Raw genomic sequence first — 16,335 nt, 5'->3', positions numbered from 1 at the left:
AAATAGTAGAACTACTACAAAAATTCAGATTCCTGTTTGAAAGCTTTGAGGTTCAAAATAACGGGTATATATTTGCTATATAATTGAACACCGCATCACAAAATATTAACGATTAAAATTTACCAATCATGGCAGCAAATTCAAGAGGAATCTTAAAATTCAACGGAAGCGAAGGTCAGAAACTTTTAAAGCTAAATTACAGCGTTTCAAGATCTACTGACGTTTCAGGACGAGTAGCATCAGATCCATCTAATGCTATCATTAAACTCACTATAGAAGCTACAGAAAAATCTGATATTCTGGAAAGCTTATTAAATGGAAAATATAAACCGACAAGTGGCGAAATTACATTCAATAAATCTCATGAAGAAGGGACATTGATTACTTTGAACTGGGAAAACGGTTATGTAATTCAGCACGAAGTAGACTTCGACGCAGTAGACGAAAACAGTATGTTGATCAGCTTTGTAGTAAGCGCAGAAAAAATCAACTATGGTAATGCTGCTTATGAAGGTGTATGGCCAGGGAACTAACCTTAAATCATCTTAGTAAAAAAATAAATTGGTACAGAATAGTGCACTCCTTTTAGAGTATACTATTCTGTTTTTTGGTTTTAAGATATATTCATCTGAAATTTATATTTATATCATTGATAATTAAATTGTTATAAGTTATTTTAGATTTGAAATTCAATTGATCCGTAATCAATTGAATTGGTTTGTAACAACAGTTCATATTTTCATTTAAAATCGAAGGCTATGTTTAAAGATGATCAATCGGTAAAATTGCCCGGTTCAAAAGCTGTAAAAAGCCCCATGACCGAAAAAATAGGAGAAGCAGCCAAAACAAAAGCAGTACAGAAAGCTACAGATAAGTTACAGGAACAGAGCGGCGAAAAAGTTAAAAAAGCTACTCAGAAACTTGCCCAGGCGCAGGCTTATACCGGAGTGGTTCAAAACTCATCCAATCTCTTTATGAATCAGGTTGTACAGCCTAATGCTCCTGCTGTTGTAGATAATAAAGTATGGTCGAAACAACCTACTTCCAAAATACATAATGCCAAAGCTATTCCTGAAAATCAAATTTTAGGTATTAACCGGGTGGTTAAACTTCAAATTGTTATTGAAGGGAAAATCGTTAAGCATTTCAAACACTTTAAGCTCACACAAAGCGCGGTTAAGCACCATGAATTCGATTTAACATTAGCCCATGATACCTTGGGGAGTGCTGAAAACCATAATTTAGAAGAAGCTCAGAACTTTTTGGGAAAACGGATTACCGTAGTTTTCAAATACAAAGATGTTGAAGATGGTCCTGAAAGGAGCTTTATAGGAGTCATTACAGAAGTAGGATTCAGCCAGGAAAAAGGAAGTTTGGGAAATATAGTACTTACCGGATATAGTCCTACCGTTCTTCTGGATGCTGCTCCTCATATCCAAAGTTTTGGAGGCGGACAGGAAATAAGCCTGAACAGTATTGCTGATCAGGTGATTAAAGAAGGTTTGGGACAGAATAAATTTGATTTCAGAGTAGATTCACAACACGGGAATGTTTCTTACAGTTCTCAATATGAAGAAACCCATTATAACTATCTGGCAAGGATCGCTGAGGCTTATGGAGAGCAGTTTTATTATGATGGTGAAGTATTACATTTTGGAAAACTTCCCCCTCAGGAAAAACCCGTTAAGCTAACTTATGGAAGCAGTGTAAGCGACATAAAAATAAAAATGAAAGCTCAGCATGTCAACCCTACTTTTTATGGCTACAACAGCAGTAAAAATGAAAAGCTGACCACCGGGAGCTCAAAAATTAATCATACTTCGGATATCGCTAAAAGAGCGTACGAAATTTCAGAAAAGATATTTACTACCCCCTCTTTAAGAGTCGCTCCGATAAAAGCTGTTTCATTTATGGATATTGATGCTTCTCAGAAAGGAACCGCTGGAAGTAAAGCTTCCGACGTGTTTATTACCTCGGGAACCACTACGGTCCCATTTTTATATCCGGGATGCGTTTCGGATATCGAGATGCGTAAAACGAATAGCAACGAGACCTCTTATTTTACCAAATTAATGATTATTGAGGTAAGCCATGAAGTGGATGCAAGAGGTTACTATACAGGAACATTTGATGCTATTGCCTCAGATACAGGTTTTATTCCCCGTCCGGAGTTTCAGCAGCCTAAAGCAGACGCTCAGTTTGCTAAAGTAATTTCCAATACCGATCCATTGAATCAAGGAAGGATACAGGTACAGTTCGATTGGCAAAACGGAGCTTCCACAACAGAATTTATCAGAGTAATGACACCGGATGCGGGAGGCAGTGATAAGGTAAGTAAAAACAGAGGATTTATGGCGATTCCTGAAGTAGGAGATCAGGTGGTCGTTAATTTTGCCCATCAGCATCCCGACCGTCCTTTCGTTATGGGTGGAATGTTCCATGGAGGAGTAGGTGGCGGTGGCGGATCCGGGAATAATGTTAAAAGTTTAAGCAGCAGAAGTGGAAATAAGTTGGAGCTGAATGATGGAGAAGGTTCTGTTTTTCTTACAGACCAGGGAGGTGCGAATATGAAATTTGATGGGGCAGGAAATGCATCAACCAATGCGAATAATGATAAAACAGTAAACGTAGGAAATAATAATACGGTAAAGGCTGGAAATACCAATATGATTAACGTAGGGGATGCTTCTATTTTACAAATGGATAAATCAGGAAACGTTTCACTTACAGCCAATACAGAATTTAAAATCGTAGTAGGAGCCAGTACCGTTGTCATCAATAAAGATGGAAAAATCACAATCAATGGTAAAGAAATCGTTATGGATGCTACCGATAAAATTACAGCTTCTGGCAGTAATGAATTTAATATAGGAAGTAAAACAACGAATATTGCAGGGAAGACAGAAGTAAAAATAGGAGGTCCAAAAGTAAAAATCAATACTTAAAAAAGGATGGAAAAGGATAAAGCCTTTAAATATAATACAGAGGTTGTAGGAACAACAAAAGTTCACAGTATCAAAAGTGATTATAAAATCAGGATCAAGAACGAAGTAACGTATAAGGGAGTTGATGACGGCTTATATCGCTTTAATATTGTAGAAACATTATATGAATTAGCAGAATATGAAGATCCTATAATGACTCAGATTGCTGAAATGACCAACAGAATTTGCAGTATTTATAAAGAAATCGAAATAGGAATCAATGCGGAAGGAGTTATAGAAAAAGTATATAACAGGGATGAAATCTACAAAAAGTGGCAAAAGGTGAAAGAATGGCTTACCAATGCTCATCCACTCGAATCTTACGAAATTATTCGCGCAAAAGAATATGAGCTTAGCAATGAAGAAATGGAAATTAAAAATATCCGCTTTATCCATTTTTTACATCAGTATTTTTTTATTTTCAAACAAAGCGCAGATAAAGGAAATGTAAGATACATTAAAAAAAACGAGATGGATCGGTTTGGAGGAGGCGTTGTAATTCCTGTTAATATCAATCTAAGAGAACAGGATTTGGAAGACGGAACTACAGAGCGTAGTTATGAAGGGAAAATGGTTCGGGATAACAAAGTCATTGAACGATTGCGGGCTTTTACCAAAGATCAATATATGCATCCCGAATATAAAATGACAGGAAAATATATCTATGATAATATTACATTATTAGAGTCTGATTTTACCATTACCGAAGAACTGGGAGAGTTTTATTATAACCATTCCTATCTTCGATTAACCCTGGAAGAATAAGATCATGGAAGAACAGTATCTTACCGAAAAACATTACTTAGTATGCAGTAAAGGAATGGCTCCTAAGCAAATGAAAGTAACGAGTCAGAACTTTACTTATATGAGTGGTAATTTAGCCGCTACTGAGAAAGATACATTAAAAAATAATAACTTTCTTTGTCTGGGAAGTGTAGCGTTTATTGCAGGAGCTGCAGCAGGGATTTGCTGTTGTATTCCTGGACCAGGGTGGCTTGTTGCTGCGTTGATTGCAGCTGTTATTCTGGCAGCCATTGCGATAGGGTATATCAAATGTAAATCTGCAGCTACCCAAAGAATCTGGACAAAACAGGCAGAAGCTTTGGAAATTAATGGGCATAAGGCAATTACTTTATCTTCCATAATGATGTGTCCTGTAGAAGGTGGAACTATTACTCCAAAAGAAACGGTTTGGGAAGCATGGGGAAGTGCTGCCTTAACCAATTTAGGACACGTTGCTAATTTTGCCTTCGGGTTTCTCGCCGGAAGAGGATTAGGAGGAATGACGATAGGGGCAACTTCTGCTGCCGGAGGAATGACCGCAATGGCAACAAGACAAGGAGCCGCTGCTTTCGGAAAAGAATTTGGCCGTCAGTTTCTCAATACTGCGAGAAAAGAGATGATAGAACAGTTTACATTCAAAGGATTTATGAGAGCTTCTACGTTCTGTAAAATTATGCGTGGATTGGGAATTGGAGGAGCCTATTATGAACAATATAATATTTGGAGTAGTGATCAGGATACTTTGGATAAACTAAAGGAAAGTAGTGTTGCGTTAATCCTTAGTGTTTTTGCAGCTAAAGGAGCTAGCTTGGTTTGCTTTCCTGCAGGAACAAAAGTGCATACTCAGGATGGATTAGCCAACATAGAAGATCTGTTTGAAGGTGATTTTGTACTTACTTATAATGAGCTCACGAAAGAACAGGAATATAAACCGATTCTGAAAAAGCATGAAAGATTTACATTACAAATGCTCTCCATTGAATTGCCAACAGGAGAATTTATACAGGTAACACCAGAGCACCGGTTTTTCTGTAATGATGAATGGATTGAGGCAAGAGAGCTACAGCCGGGAGATATGCTTCATTTAAAAGGAGGCGATTATACTACGGTAATCAGCAAAGAAACTTTGCCCCATTATGAAAAAGTTTATAATTTTGATATCGAAAGCAATGAAAACTATTATGTAACCGAAGATGGAATATTGGTCCATAATGGGTGTAAACCGGAAGCAGGTACACCACAACATAAAGACCAGGCCTGGGAAGACTATCAGGAAAGAGGCGGAGAATGGGATTATAACAGATGGAGCAATACTTATGAATCCAATATACTTAATGCTAAGAAAGGAAATGCTGCAGCAGATGCTTATCATGAGAATATTGGCTGGGGTAAACGTGAAGTAACCGTTGAAGTAGAGCTGGATGGAAATACAGTTAACAGAAGATTGGATATTGCAGATGTGAAAAAACAAAAAGGAGTAGAGGTAAAATCCGGTAATTATTTCTCAAGAACTGAAGATATTATGTATGAGATAGAAAGAGATAAGCAGCTGGTAAAAGATGGATGGAAAATAGAATGGAGAATTGAAGGAGGGGCTAGCCAGCCTTTATTGGACGAATTGAAAAATGCAGGTATAACCGTATCACATATAAAACCTTAATTAAATGTCATATACACAAGAAAACTTTCAGGAATGGATATTTTATATCGGTGATAAGATGGATTCTTTCACCGAAGATTTTGCCCATGAAAATAATTTGATCTTAGATTATAGTATACAATCATTAGATGATATCGAGAAGTGGATTATAAAAAAGTATAAAGATGAAGATGAGCTCATAGAAGATCATAAAATATTGGATTTATTGACCATTTATATTGGTGAAACCCTCCGTAAACATATCGGAGGAAAATGGGCTATGGATACGGAGAATGAGGACAATGCCTTCTATATGATGCCGGTACTTACCAGCCCGGATTTTAAAGGAGTTAAATATAAATCCCCAATGACTTACGCTACGGCAAGTATTGATAGACAACAAGGAAATTACATCAGTACTATCCTAAAGAATAATATGAATGACATGTCTATTCCTATAAAAGAATCATAAAGATAATAAAACGTATAAAAGCGTTTATATAAGAATGTAAATACCTATCTCAAAGATGGGTATTTTTTATATAATTAGTAAACCTTATAAAAATCTAAGCCCAATTTGTAGACCATAAATATTCCTATTTTCTTATATTTGTTCATTATAGAAAATATGGACGCAACTCAAGATAAAAGGTTATTTCTCATCGATGCTTATGCGATGATTTTCAGAGGATATTACGCATTGATCAGAAATCCGAGGCTTACCAGTAAAGGATTAGACACTTCTGCTATTTTTGGTTTTACAAACTCATTGATCGAATTGATCAGGAGAGAAAGACCGACGCATTTAGCCGTAGTTTTTGATGTGGGGCAAGCAAGTGTGAGAACAGATGATTTTGCAGATTATAAAGCGAACAGAAGCGAAACACCCGAAGCGATTAAAGTAGCGATTCCATATATTCACAGGATTTTAAAGGCAATGCATGTTCCTTGTTTAGGAGTAGAAGGGTACGAGGCAGATGATGTAATCGGAACAATTGCGTGTAAAGCTGAAAAAGAAGGCTATATGACTTTTATGGTGACCCCTGATAAAGATTTTGCCCAGCTGGTTACTGATAAAATTAAAATTTATAAGCCGGGATTGAAAGGTGGAGATATAGAAATTCTGGGCGTGGATGAAGTAAAGGCAAAATATGAAATTGAAGATCCTAAGCAGGTAATTGATTTCCTGGCTATGATGGGAGACGCTGTAGATAATATCCCCGGACTGGAAGGAGTTGGAGAAAAAACGGCCATGAAATTCCTTAAAGAATATGGAAGTATTGAAAACCTTCTGGCCAATACCCATCAGCTAAAAGGAAAACTGAAAGAAAAAGTAGAAGCTTCGGCAGAAAGAGGTATTTTATCTAAAAAGCTGGCGACTATTATTTGTGATGCTCCTATCGAATTCCACCAGGAACAATATGATCTGGAAACTCCGGATTTTGAAAAAGTAAAAGAAGTTTTTGACGAAATAGAGTTCAGAAGACTATACGAAAATCTGTATCGTGCCTTTGCACCTAAAGAAACTATTGTCGTAAGTGAAGTGGAGGTAACCAAGACTTCAAAAGGAACAGAAGTAAAAGGACAAGTAACCCAGTTGGATTTATTTTCAACCTATGAAGAGCTGGATCAAGCCACCTCTACCAAATCTACGATTGAACATAATGAACATCTGTACCAATTTGTAGATAACCCGAAGGCTCAGAAAATGCTGGTTAATAACTTGCTGAAACAAAGGGCTGTATGCTTTGATACAGAGACTACCTCTTTGAATGAGCTGGAAGCAGAATTGGTAGGAATGAGCTTTTCTTATAAAAAAGGGCTGGCATATTATGTTCCTTTATCCGAAGATCAGGGTGAGGTATTGCAGACCCTTGAAATTTTCAGACCGTTTTTTGAAAAAGAAGACCTGTTGAAAATTGCCCACAACCTTAAATTCGATTATAAAATTTTAAAGCAATATGACATCACCGTAAAAGGAGCGATGTTTGATACCATGATTGCCCACTATCTTCTGAATCCTGATGGAAGACATGGGATGGATTATCTTTCAGAAGTTTATCTGAATTATAAACCGGTTTCTATTGAAACTATCATTGGCAAAAAAGGAAAAAATCAGGGAACTTTCAGGGATGCGGATCTGAGAACGCAGACAGACTATGCTGCCGAAGATGCTGATGTAACGTTTCAGTTATATGAGCTGTTTGCTCCACAACTAAAGAAAGAAAAATTAGAAGACCTGTTCTTTAACATAGAAATGCCTTTGATGGTCGTTTTAGCAAAAATGGAACTGTCGGGAATTTCTCTGGATGAAAAATGGCTGGCTCAGGAAAGCATTGATCTGGAAAATGATTTGAGACAATTAGAATCCAAGATCTTTGAACTTTCAGGAGAGGAATTCAATATGAATTCTCCGAAACAGTTGGGAGAAATCCTGTTCGAAAAAATGCAACTTGATCCTAAGGCTAAAAAGACAAAAACAGGACAATATGCAACTTCAGAAGACGTATTGCAGAAACTGTCCTCGAAACATGAGATTATTAAACATATCCTTGAATACAGAACGTATCAGAAATTAAAATCAACCTATGTAGATGCTTTACCGTCTCAGATTGATAAAGATGAACGTGTGCATACCAATTTCTCTCAGACAACGGCAGCAACCGGTCGTTTAACAAGTGTAAACCCGAACTTACAGAATATTCCGATCAGAACATTGAGAGGGCAACAGATTCGTGGAGCATTTGTTTCAGGAGAAGGGAAGAAGATTATTTCTGCCGATTATTCACAGATTGAACTTCGTTTAATTGCGGAAATTTCAGGAGAAGAAAACATGATCAAGGCATTCCAGAACGGAGAAGATATTCACGCTTCTACTGCCGCTAAACTGTTTAAAATTCCTTTAGAGGAAGTTTCCAAAACCCAGAGAGGCCAGGCTAAGACCGTTAATTTTGGTATCATCTATGGGCAGGGTGCTTTTGCTTTGGCAGAGCAAACCGGTTTATCAAGAACAGAAGCTAAACAAATGATTGAAGCTTATTTTGAGACTTATCCAAAGTTGAAAGAATATATGGCGGAACAGGTAAGTAAAGCACGTGAATTAGGTTATGTAGAAACGATTTTGGGGAGAAAACGTCATTTAAAAGATATCAATTCCAATAATTTTGTTGTACGGGGACATGCTGAAAGAAATGCGGTGAATGCACCGGTTCAAGGGAGTGCTGCTGATGTTGTGAAAATGGCTATGATTAAAATTGACCAACAATTAGAAGAGCAAAATCTTCAGACTAAAATGTTGCTGCAAGTACATGACGAATTGGTATTTGAAGCTCCGATTGAAGAAATTGAAGCGGCTTCTAAATTAATTAAAACCGAAATGGAAAGTGCCATTGAAACACAGGTTCCTTTACTGGTTGAGGTTGGCGTTGGAAATAATTGGCTGGAGGCGCATTAATATGCGTCTTAGTCTGAATTGGGGAGGGTTGAATGTTTTTCGTAATACAGACTGAAAGTCTGCGAACGTAGTTCAGGAGAAAAATGTATCAAGATCGACTCAATAACAGATTTCTCGATATGGTTTTTACAAAACCTACTCGAAATGGTGGTAGTAACATTTAATTATCCTTAGCTGGAACTCACATATGTCTTAATTCAATAATATAAAAAATGCTGAAAGCTTATTCAGCATTTTTCTTTTTTAATCCTGATTCATTTAAAATGATGTGGATCTTATGTTGAAGATTGTACAAACCTAATGGTTTTTTATCTGTATATAATTGTGTTTATTGATGAAGGAAAAATATATCATAATATTTTAATTATTCTTTTTAAACATATTACCAAATCCAAAATTAAAGCCTCCTACAGCAAATATTTTGGAAGGATCAGTATAGGTGGTGGAGTTTCCGTCAAAATTACTTCCAAATGTAGCTTGAAAGGTTATGATATCATTTATTTTGTATCCAAAATTAAAAGCTGTTCTAAAGGTATGATTCTTTAAAACCGCTTCAGGCTTTTTAGTGAGATACCTATAAATGACTTCGCCAGACAAACTTATTTTATTATGAATCCACTGTAATTTTCCACCAATATCTAAATAATCGGAAAGATCAACATTTTCAGAGTTAGAAGTAAGTCTTGCAACGGCCATTACATCAATAAAGTCTATAACCTCAGGATCCTTGTTTATATTGAATCGGTAAGACGGGGTGAGCCATACTGCAGTTTTAGCACTAGTTAATTTATCCCACCTGCTATCTTGAGCCATACTTGCGTTAGCAACTGCTAACTCAAGCATAAAACCTTCTCTTGTAAGAGGAAATTTATATTTATTGCCTCTAAATCTTTTTCTGATTTTGCAATCAGCTTATCTCTCATCGTTCTGATAGAGCTTAAATCGGACTTAATAAATTCATTTTTTTTAAGTTTTTCTTTTAAGAGGCTGATTATTATATTTTTTTCAGACTCGTTAACCTCTTTAAAACTACCTGCTTCTTTAATTTCTGAAAACCACTCTTCTATGTTATCTACTTCCTCATCATTTTCAAGCTTTATTATTAAGTTTTCCAACACCAATCTTAAATAATTGGTCTGATACCAATCGTATAATTTCTTTTTAGTGTTTTTACTAGGAGCTCCCTGAACTAGTTGTACATGCATTCCAATCCCTAGAGCCATTCCTGATTTTAATTTGCTAAAGACGAGCGAATCGCTTGAGGAAGTTGCAAAAGAGAATGTTATACTTTTAAGTAAATTTTCACCATAATTATTACTAAATAAATACTCCGTAGCGTTAAATTTTTTTGAGTTGCGTTTATTTTTGCTCCAGTAATAAGGAGAAGTTTCCATTGCAAAATTAGGTTGTATTTTATCATTAACTATTGCCGATTGAACACCAGCAATAAAATCTGTTGGTGAATTAGGACGCTGAATATTTTCAGGCTCTACTCCTAGCACCACATACGCAGGAGAGGTATTAAGCTGTAATGATTGTACTTGATCATTGATATTTTGAGCACTAACGATTATAGTAGAACAAAATATGATAAAAGGTAATAGTAATTGTTTCATTGTTCTAGTTTCAAAGTTATTTTGGTATAAAAAGTAGCTGGATTTATTTCAGTACTGGTAATAATAAATTCTTCATCTATTAATTCATTACCTGCTTCAAATTTTAAAGTATATTTCACTTTTGAAGGGCCATTTTCGCCTCCATTTCTAATTCTGGAAGCTATAGAGACTAAGGCAAATTTTTTATTATTTAAATCCTCACCCTTTCCAATTTTATATCTTTCTATATCAGGGGTGGGCGTGAAATCTTGTGTCTTTCCATCGATATTAAAAGCATGAATAAGATCAAGCTCCCAACCATCCTTAATTAATTCTGTCTTAGTCGTTATATACAAGCTTTTTGTTTTAAATTTATTAGGAATAATAAATTCCGGATATTCTCCATTATCTTTTGTTTTTATTGGATTTGAGTTAGACATAGCGCTTAATTTTGTGTTTGAACGGTATTAATTTGTTAATTCTACTATTTCAAAAAATAAAATAATCGTGGACTTCTTATGGAACTTACTCACACAATTTTAATAAAATTCAGTGCACAGATACATTATAATTTTGAGATACACCTACTCAATCAGAGTAAGGGAAATGGCGATTCATTCAAATGCTACAGAAGGCAATTGAATTCAAGTATTTTTTGACAAAGAAATTTTACTTAATAAGGAATAATACCAAATGGAACTTTGGTACAGTTGTTTTTTGTAGTTTTCATGTTTTTAGTTTTTGTGGTTATTGTGCTTACTCTATTGTTCAGTTTTCAGCAGTCCTGTTTTCATGGTGGTTGAGTTGTTTTTAGCTAAGCTGTCTGAGTCTTAATTCATTGTTGGTTAGCTATTTCTAAGTTAGTGAATTTTTGTATATGAAATTAAAAAAGGTGGGAAATGAATCTAAATATTACTATCTAGTCCCTTACAGCAACTGATTGGTATGCTTTGCTGATAACTTCTTGTGGAGAAGCATTTTCGAATAATAGTTTTTGAGCAGCTAGATCGTAAGTCTGAGAGTTTAGAAAAGGCTCTTCTTTGATTATATGCAGAACTTCTTCTGTAAGTTTTCCTTTGATCACTTCATAATAAAGAGCCGTATTTCCGCCTGCTGCCATGGAGTAGGTTTCGACATAGGTCAGAACGAGGTTGTTGTTTAGGTATTTGAATTTACTAAAGAGATTTCCATTGGTAATCATATCATACAACTGGATATTAAGCTCGCTTTTTCCGATATTGATTTGTTCGGGATTATATGTTTTATGACCTGCTTCATTGTATTGAGCGGGTAAAACTTTTTTAGAAATAGCATCAAGACGGTACGTCTTATCGGGATTTTGTAAAAGGACCAAAACATTACGACTGGATAGCGTATCTGCCTTTTTTCTTACAACAATAGCATGATCCGGGAAACCATCCTCATTAAGATCACCTTCTGCTTCGTATTGTATTTCAAAATTTTCCGGAACAAAGTCAGATACCTTATTCCCTGTACCTGGAAACAAAAGACGATCGGTGTCATCATTTTCTTTGTTTACCATATTGGCGTGAGCAGTACCGACATCATTATTTATCTGCCGTACATCTGTTCTTTCGTTTTCGTTACAGGAATATAATACCAATAGAAACGAAAACAATATGGGAATAATTTTTTTCAAAATTCTAAATTGTGTGTTTATGAATGTGGTTTTGTTTCTCTGTAACCTATAGCAAAATACAGACCCAAATTGGGAAAAAAACCTGAGACCAGGTTTTGAAATTCAATAGAATATAAGCCAGCAGGACATTTAGGTCATGTGATAAAAAATAATAATTGGCTCAAATCAGCTTCTTTAATCTTGGAATTGATAGCTGATTAATAATTTTAAAAATAATAATTTTCATTTCGACAAAATTCGTAAATTTGTCAAATCTTTTCAAAAGACATATTGAAAGGAGGATAACTATGATTAGTAATATAAGCCCATCCCTTTCACAGGAAGAAATCTTAAAAAGCCAGATTTTGCTGACTGCACAGGAATTGTATCAACGTTACGGAATTAAAAAAGTGACGATGGATGATGTTGCCAAAGCAGTGGGGAAAACCAGAAGCGCTTTATATTATTATTTTAAAAACAGAGACGAACTTTTTGAAGCGGTAATGATTTCCCTTGTAGATGAAGTGATTAATGAATTACAAGAGATTATTTATCAAGAAGAAGACTTAGAGAAGAGGATTCAGGCTTTTTGTTTTGCAAAGATCAAAGGTTCTGAAAAAACCAGAAGCTTTATTACGGCCATTGAAGCGAGGATGGATAGTGAAGAACGTTCTAAATATTCTGATATCATGTGGAATATTCATCAAAGAATGATGCATTCGGAAACCACCTTGCTAAAAAAGGTTATTCGTGACTCTGTGATTACAGGAAAAATTTCAGAGACGGATCCCAATACCGTAGATACTTTATTATTTGTACTATTAAGTAGTATTCGGGGGATTCGACGAGAGTCGGTTATTGAAACTTATAGCAATCAATGGGAAAAAGGTGCTGTAATGCTGACGGAAATGGTTCTGGAAAAAATTAAAAGTTAAATTTTTTTGATCATGATTTGACGTTTTGATAGTTTTTGTCAAATAGACGGATAGGTCAAAAAAGGTATATAATTGAAGAAGATATAATGAGTATAAGTAACGTAAGTACATTCAGAGCTTTCAGAAGTGATAATTTCAAATATTATTTTGCAGGACGGTCTATATCGCAATTTGGAACCTGGATGCAGAGAACTGCTATTGTGTGGTTGGTGTATTCACTTACCCATTCCTCCTTTATGCTGGGAGTTACAGTTTTTGCTGAGCAATTTCCGGCCTTTTTATTTTCATTCATTGGAGGGATTGCAGCAGACCGGTATAATCGGAGTACGATTATCCGTTGGACCCAGATTGCTGCGGTGGTACAAACATCATTATTAGCCGTTTTATTCTTAACCAATCATATTGTCATTTGGCAGATACTGGGCCTAAGTGTGGTATTAGGAATTATCAATGCGTTTGACGTTCCAGCGAGACAAACTATGGTGGGACAAGTGGTGATGGAAGAAGGAGATGTTCCAAGTGCTCTTTCATTAAGTGCCGCAATGTCGAGTGTTAGTAAAGTTCTGGGACCGGCAGTAGCTGGTTTTGTATTGGAACACTGGAATGTAGGATTTTGTTTTGTACTTAATGCGATTGGATTTATGGCAGTAATTGGTTGCTTTGCCATGATGAAGCTTCCTCCTTATGAAAAGCGGGTAACAGACAAAAAGGTAGCTTTAGAATTTAAAGAGGGGATTGTTTATCTTAAAAATGAGCCCAGAATAGGGTTGGTTATTCTAATGCTATGCTTAATCGGTTTATTTGTTTTGCCTTATGATACATTAATTCCGGAAGTTGCAAAAATGACATTTAAAGGAGGTGCAGCAACTTTTGGATATATATCGGGATTTATAGGGCTGGGTGCAGTATCGGGGACTATATTGCTGGCATCCCTGAAAAGAAATGATAACCTTCGTTTCTATTTGATTATGAGTACCATCATATTAGGAATTGGGCTGATCTTTTTTTCACAGACCAGTAATTTCTATTGGGCAATGCTGTTTGTAATGTTTACAGGATTTGGGAGTGTTATGCAGTTTACTACTTGTAATATTATCGTTCAGTCTGAGGCTGCAGCTCATATGAAAGGACGAGCAATCAGTATTTTGTTGACTGCTATTTTTGGGATGCTACCGCTAGGAAGTTTACTTACGGGTTATGCATCTGAACATATCGGAAGCAGTAATACCCTTTTAATTCAAGGGATACTGGCTATTCTTATAGGAATAGCTTTTTACAGGATATTTAATGCTTATAAGAAAAAGGCTACTTCATCCAAACCGGAGGAAGCAATCAGTAATAAAATATAAATATTTAAAAATGCAAAATTCAAACGAAACAGCTTTGTTGGTAATGGATTTACAAAGTTCCATATTGCAGAATCTGGAAGACTCTACAAGCTTGGTAAATAATGTAGCTCAGGCCATTGCGAAAGCAAGAACAGAAAAAATTCCGGTGATCTATGTTATTGTTTCCTTCAGACCGGGAGCTCCGGAGATCAGTGAGTCTAATAAAAGTTTTTCAAGATTCAATAACAAAGAAATGTGGACTACTGAGTTTTTAAAGCAATGGGAAGAGATTCACCCGGATGTAGTACCTGAAGAAGGAGAAATCGTGATAACCAAACGCCGGTTCAGTGCTTTCACAGGCAGTGATCTCGAAGTAGTTTTGCGGGGGCAGGGAATCCAGCATCTGGTTCTTACCGGGATCAGTACTTCCGGAGTAGTATTGTCTACGTTGCGGGAAGCAGCTGATAAAGATTATCAATTGACGGTAATCGAAGATTGCTGTGCAGATCGGGATGCTGAAGTTCATCAGGTTTTAACAACCAAAGTATTTCCAACCCAGGCCAAAGTTATAGCTCTTAACAGCTGGATGAGTTGAAAAAAATGAACCCCGGAGATGCTAGCATAATCCGGATCTTTTATTTTTTATTGATCTACCCACTACGATGATTTTTTTTCTCATTCTTAAGTCTACAAAAAGCTGAGTATAAAAAGTCCTGCAATCAGAAGTATAATGAATGATACAATATACAATAAGAAGAACTTTTGGTCCTGTCTGTAATCAAAAGGTGCCTTAAAGTTATCTGTTGCATGAATAGAATGTTTTTTAAGAAGTGTATCAACAGCTGGTGCGTCGTTTTTTTTAAAATAAAATCTCAGAGTATCTGAGCCAGGGTATTTCATTTCAAAATCTACCCAATACTCAATATCTTCATGGAGAAGTTTGTTTTCAAATTCAAGATAATTTCTATAAGGAATATGAATTCTATATAGATTATCATCAAAAATAGCTGGTTTCATCAAATGTGTGTTTTAAAGATTAACTTTGTGTTTTTCTATTAGCTTAAGCTAAAATAGAGAAAAATTGCCAAGTTGGTAATGATGGTTCAATGCTTAAAACTTAAAGAAATATAAGAATGTATTAGATTAAAATGAATTTTTTATTTGTTTTGTTTTTTATTGATATTATATTTTTATTATGAGTGTGCTGATTAAAAAATATTCCGACTGTAAAAAAATAATCAGGAATATTCAGAACGAAAAATTAATATTGAACCTCAGTCTTTTATCTATTTATAGAAATTATGTACGAGAATAATTAATTTGAAAAATTGCAACGGAGAAGCTCTTCGTTAAAAAAGAAACAGATGAAATAGCGTGAAATAATGGCTATACTTTCTACATTACTCGTTTTAGAAGCTCGCTTTCTCTGATGGTTTTTTCCAATCTTGATTGTCTGGTTTTTTCCTGTTTTGCACTCATAATCCAATGAAGCATCACTTTCTGATAAGAAGGAGCCTGACTATTAAAAAATTCCCATGCCTTTTTATTGGCTTTAAACTGTTTTTCATAAACAGGATCCAGCTTGGCAGGTTCTTTTTCATGAGAATATATTGCCGATTTTTCTTCTTTTCTTAATTCAAATGCTTTAAGGCCGGCTGGCTTCATTAGCCCAGCTTTGGTTAATTCTTCTACTTTCTTGATATTGATGGTACTCCATATGCTTGTTGACTTTCTGGGGGTAAAACGGTTGCTGTAGCTTTCTTCATCAATCGATCTTCTTACACCGTCGATCCAGCCAAAACATAAAGCCTGATCCACTGACTCTGGCCAGGTCATCGAAGGCTTTTTGCTTCCTACTTTATAGAATCCGACAATCAGTTCTTTCTCTGTTGAATGATTGTTCTCTAACCATTCCCGGAACTCTTGTGGTGATTTGAAAAAGTGTGCTTCCATAGCATTTGATTTCATTGAAGTGAAT

The 16,335-nt window shown here is 35.6% G+C and carries 15 protein-coding genes; 9 read left to right on the top strand and 6 right to left on the bottom strand.

All coding sequences use genetic code 11. From position 1 onward, the window contains the following. Window positions 1-128 precede the first annotated feature (128 nt). The 6 genes from tssD to polA all read left to right on the top strand — a co-directional run bounded on the left by tssD (window position 129) and on the right by polA (window position 8,860). On the top strand, window positions 129-533 hold the full coding sequence (gene tssD / locus CJF12_RS09320; RefSeq protein ID WP_034685828.1) for a type VI secretion system tube protein TssD: 405 nt from the start codon (window positions 129-131) through the stop codon (window positions 531-533). A 225-nt stretch (window positions 534-758) separates the two neighbouring features. After that, window positions 759-2,945 (top strand): type VI secretion system Vgr family protein, encoded by a 2,187-nt coding sequence (locus CJF12_RS09315; protein ID WP_034685840.1) that lies wholly within the window; start codon window positions 759-761, stop codon window positions 2,943-2,945. Window positions 2,946-2,951: 6 nt separating this feature from the next. Then, entirely contained in the window at window positions 2,952-3,749 is a 798-nt protein-coding gene (locus CJF12_RS09310) for a hypothetical protein (RefSeq protein WP_034685842.1), read from the top strand. A 4-nt stretch (window positions 3,750-3,753) separates the two neighbouring features. Then, window positions 3,754-5,427, top strand: a complete 1,674-nt coding sequence (locus tag CJF12_RS09305) for a polymorphic toxin-type HINT domain-containing protein (protein WP_228379105.1) — start codon at window positions 3,754-3,756, stop codon at window positions 5,425-5,427. Between the two features lie 4 nt (window positions 5,428-5,431). Next, a complete protein-coding gene (locus CJF12_RS09300; RefSeq protein ID WP_034685845.1) occupies window positions 5,432-5,878 on the top strand; it encodes a hypothetical protein in 447 nt (148 codons plus the stop codon). Between the two features lie 156 nt (window positions 5,879-6,034). Continuing rightward, complete coding sequence (polA, locus tag CJF12_RS09295; RefSeq protein ID WP_034685847.1) at window positions 6,035-8,860, top strand: DNA polymerase I; 2,826 nt, start codon at window positions 6,035-6,037, stop codon at window positions 8,858-8,860. A gap of 360 nt (window positions 8,861-9,220) precedes the next feature. On the opposite strand, the gene CJF12_RS09290 is transcribed toward polA, so the two are convergent. The 4 genes from CJF12_RS09290 to CJF12_RS09275 all read right to left on the bottom strand — a co-directional run bounded on the left by CJF12_RS09290 (window position 9,221) and on the right by CJF12_RS09275 (window position 12,115). Then, the gene (locus CJF12_RS09290) at window positions 9,221-9,703 is read right to left on the bottom strand and encodes a hypothetical protein (RefSeq protein WP_034685848.1); all 483 of its coding nucleotides are present in this window, start codon (window positions 9,701-9,703) and stop codon (window positions 9,221-9,223) included. After that, entirely contained in the window at window positions 9,691-10,476 is a 786-nt protein-coding gene (locus CJF12_RS09285; protein WP_034685849.1) for a hypothetical protein, read from the bottom strand. Before CJF12_RS09285 ends, CJF12_RS09290 begins: the two co-directional genes overlap by 13 nt. Then, window positions 10,473-10,895, bottom strand: a complete 423-nt coding sequence (locus CJF12_RS09280) for a hypothetical protein (RefSeq protein WP_034685851.1) — start codon at window positions 10,893-10,895, stop codon at window positions 10,473-10,475. Before CJF12_RS09280 ends, CJF12_RS09285 begins: the two co-directional genes overlap by 4 nt. Window positions 10,896-11,374: 479 nt before the next feature. Next, entirely contained in the window at window positions 11,375-12,115 is a 741-nt protein-coding gene (locus CJF12_RS09275; RefSeq protein ID WP_131329556.1) for a hypothetical protein, read from the bottom strand. 287 nt (window positions 12,116-12,402) lie between these two features. Here CJF12_RS09275 and CJF12_RS09270 point away from each other — a divergent pair, with 287 nt between their 5' ends. The 3 genes from CJF12_RS09270 (at window position 12,403) to CJF12_RS09260 (ending at window position 14,952) form a co-directional block, all read left to right on the top strand. Continuing rightward, complete coding sequence (locus CJF12_RS09270) at window positions 12,403-13,029, top strand: TetR/AcrR family transcriptional regulator (RefSeq protein WP_051887330.1); 627 nt, start codon at window positions 12,403-12,405, stop codon at window positions 13,027-13,029. 86 nt (window positions 13,030-13,115) lie between these two features. Continuing rightward, a complete protein-coding gene (locus CJF12_RS09265; RefSeq protein ID WP_034685855.1) occupies window positions 13,116-14,378 on the top strand; it encodes an MFS transporter in 1,263 nt (420 codons plus the stop codon). A gap of 10 nt (window positions 14,379-14,388) precedes the next feature. Continuing rightward, window positions 14,389-14,952, top strand: coding sequence for a cysteine hydrolase family protein (locus CJF12_RS09260; protein WP_034685857.1), 564 nt, complete (start codon window positions 14,389-14,391; stop codon window positions 14,950-14,952). A gap of 92 nt (window positions 14,953-15,044) precedes the next feature. On the opposite strand, the gene CJF12_RS09255 is transcribed toward CJF12_RS09260, so the two are convergent. Together CJF12_RS09255 and CJF12_RS09250 are read right to left on the bottom strand one after the other, a co-directional pair. Beyond that, the gene (locus CJF12_RS09255) at window positions 15,045-15,374 is read right to left on the bottom strand and encodes a hypothetical protein (RefSeq protein WP_034685859.1); all 330 of its coding nucleotides are present in this window, start codon (window positions 15,372-15,374) and stop codon (window positions 15,045-15,047) included. Window positions 15,375-15,752: 378 nt separating this feature from the next. Further along, window positions 15,753-16,310 carry a YdeI/OmpD-associated family protein gene (locus tag CJF12_RS09250; protein WP_034685880.1) on the bottom strand — a complete coding sequence of 186 codons (558 nt, stop codon included), beginning with the start codon at window positions 16,308-16,310 and terminating at the stop codon, window positions 15,753-15,755. Window positions 16,311-16,335 lie beyond the last annotated feature (25 nt).

The sequence above is a fragment of the Chryseobacterium piperi genome (assembly GCF_002285635.2).
Classification (GTDB): Bacteria; Bacteroidota; Bacteroidia; order Flavobacteriales; family Weeksellaceae; genus Chryseobacterium; species Chryseobacterium piperi.
This window is presented reverse-complemented; position numbering and strand designations above follow the sequence as displayed.

Coding starts and splice junctions, on each gene's coding strand:
- polA (WP_034685847.1), top strand. CDS start 6,035: ATGGACGCAACTCAAGATAAAAGGTTATTTCTCATCGATGCTTATGCG.
- CJF12_RS09270 (WP_051887330.1), top strand. CDS start 12,403: ATGATTAGTAATATAAGCCCATCCCTTTCACAGGAAGAAATCTTAAAA.
- tssD (WP_034685828.1), top strand. CDS start 129: ATGGCAGCAAATTCAAGAGGAATCTTAAAATTCAACGGAAGCGAAGGT.
- CJF12_RS09310 (WP_034685842.1), top strand. CDS start 2,952: ATGGAAAAGGATAAAGCCTTTAAATATAATACAGAGGTTGTAGGAACA.
- CJF12_RS09260 (WP_034685857.1), top strand. CDS start 14,389: ATGCAAAATTCAAACGAAACAGCTTTGTTGGTAATGGATTTACAAAGT.
- CJF12_RS09300 (WP_034685845.1), top strand. CDS start 5,432: ATGTCATATACACAAGAAAACTTTCAGGAATGGATATTTTATATCGGT.
- CJF12_RS09265 (WP_034685855.1), top strand. CDS start 13,116: ATGAGTATAAGTAACGTAAGTACATTCAGAGCTTTCAGAAGTGATAAT.
- CJF12_RS09280 (WP_034685851.1), bottom strand. CDS start 10,895: ATGTCTAACTCAAATCCAATAAAAACAAAAGATAATGGAGAATATCCG.
- CJF12_RS09255 (WP_034685859.1), bottom strand. CDS start 15,374: ATGAAACCAGCTATTTTTGATGATAATCTATATAGAATTCATATTCCT.
- CJF12_RS09285 (WP_034685849.1), bottom strand. CDS start 10,476: ATGAAACAATTACTATTACCTTTTATCATATTTTGTTCTACTATAATC.
- CJF12_RS09305 (WP_228379105.1), top strand. CDS start 3,754: ATGGAAGAACAGTATCTTACCGAAAAACATTACTTAGTATGCAGTAAA.
- CJF12_RS09315 (WP_034685840.1), top strand. CDS start 759: ATGTTTAAAGATGATCAATCGGTAAAATTGCCCGGTTCAAAAGCTGTA.
- CJF12_RS09290 (WP_034685848.1), bottom strand. CDS start 9,703: ATGCTTGAGTTAGCAGTTGCTAACGCAAGTATGGCTCAAGATAGCAGG.
- CJF12_RS09250 (WP_034685880.1), bottom strand. CDS start 16,310: ATGGAAGCACACTTTTTCAAATCACCACAAGAGTTCCGGGAATGGTTA.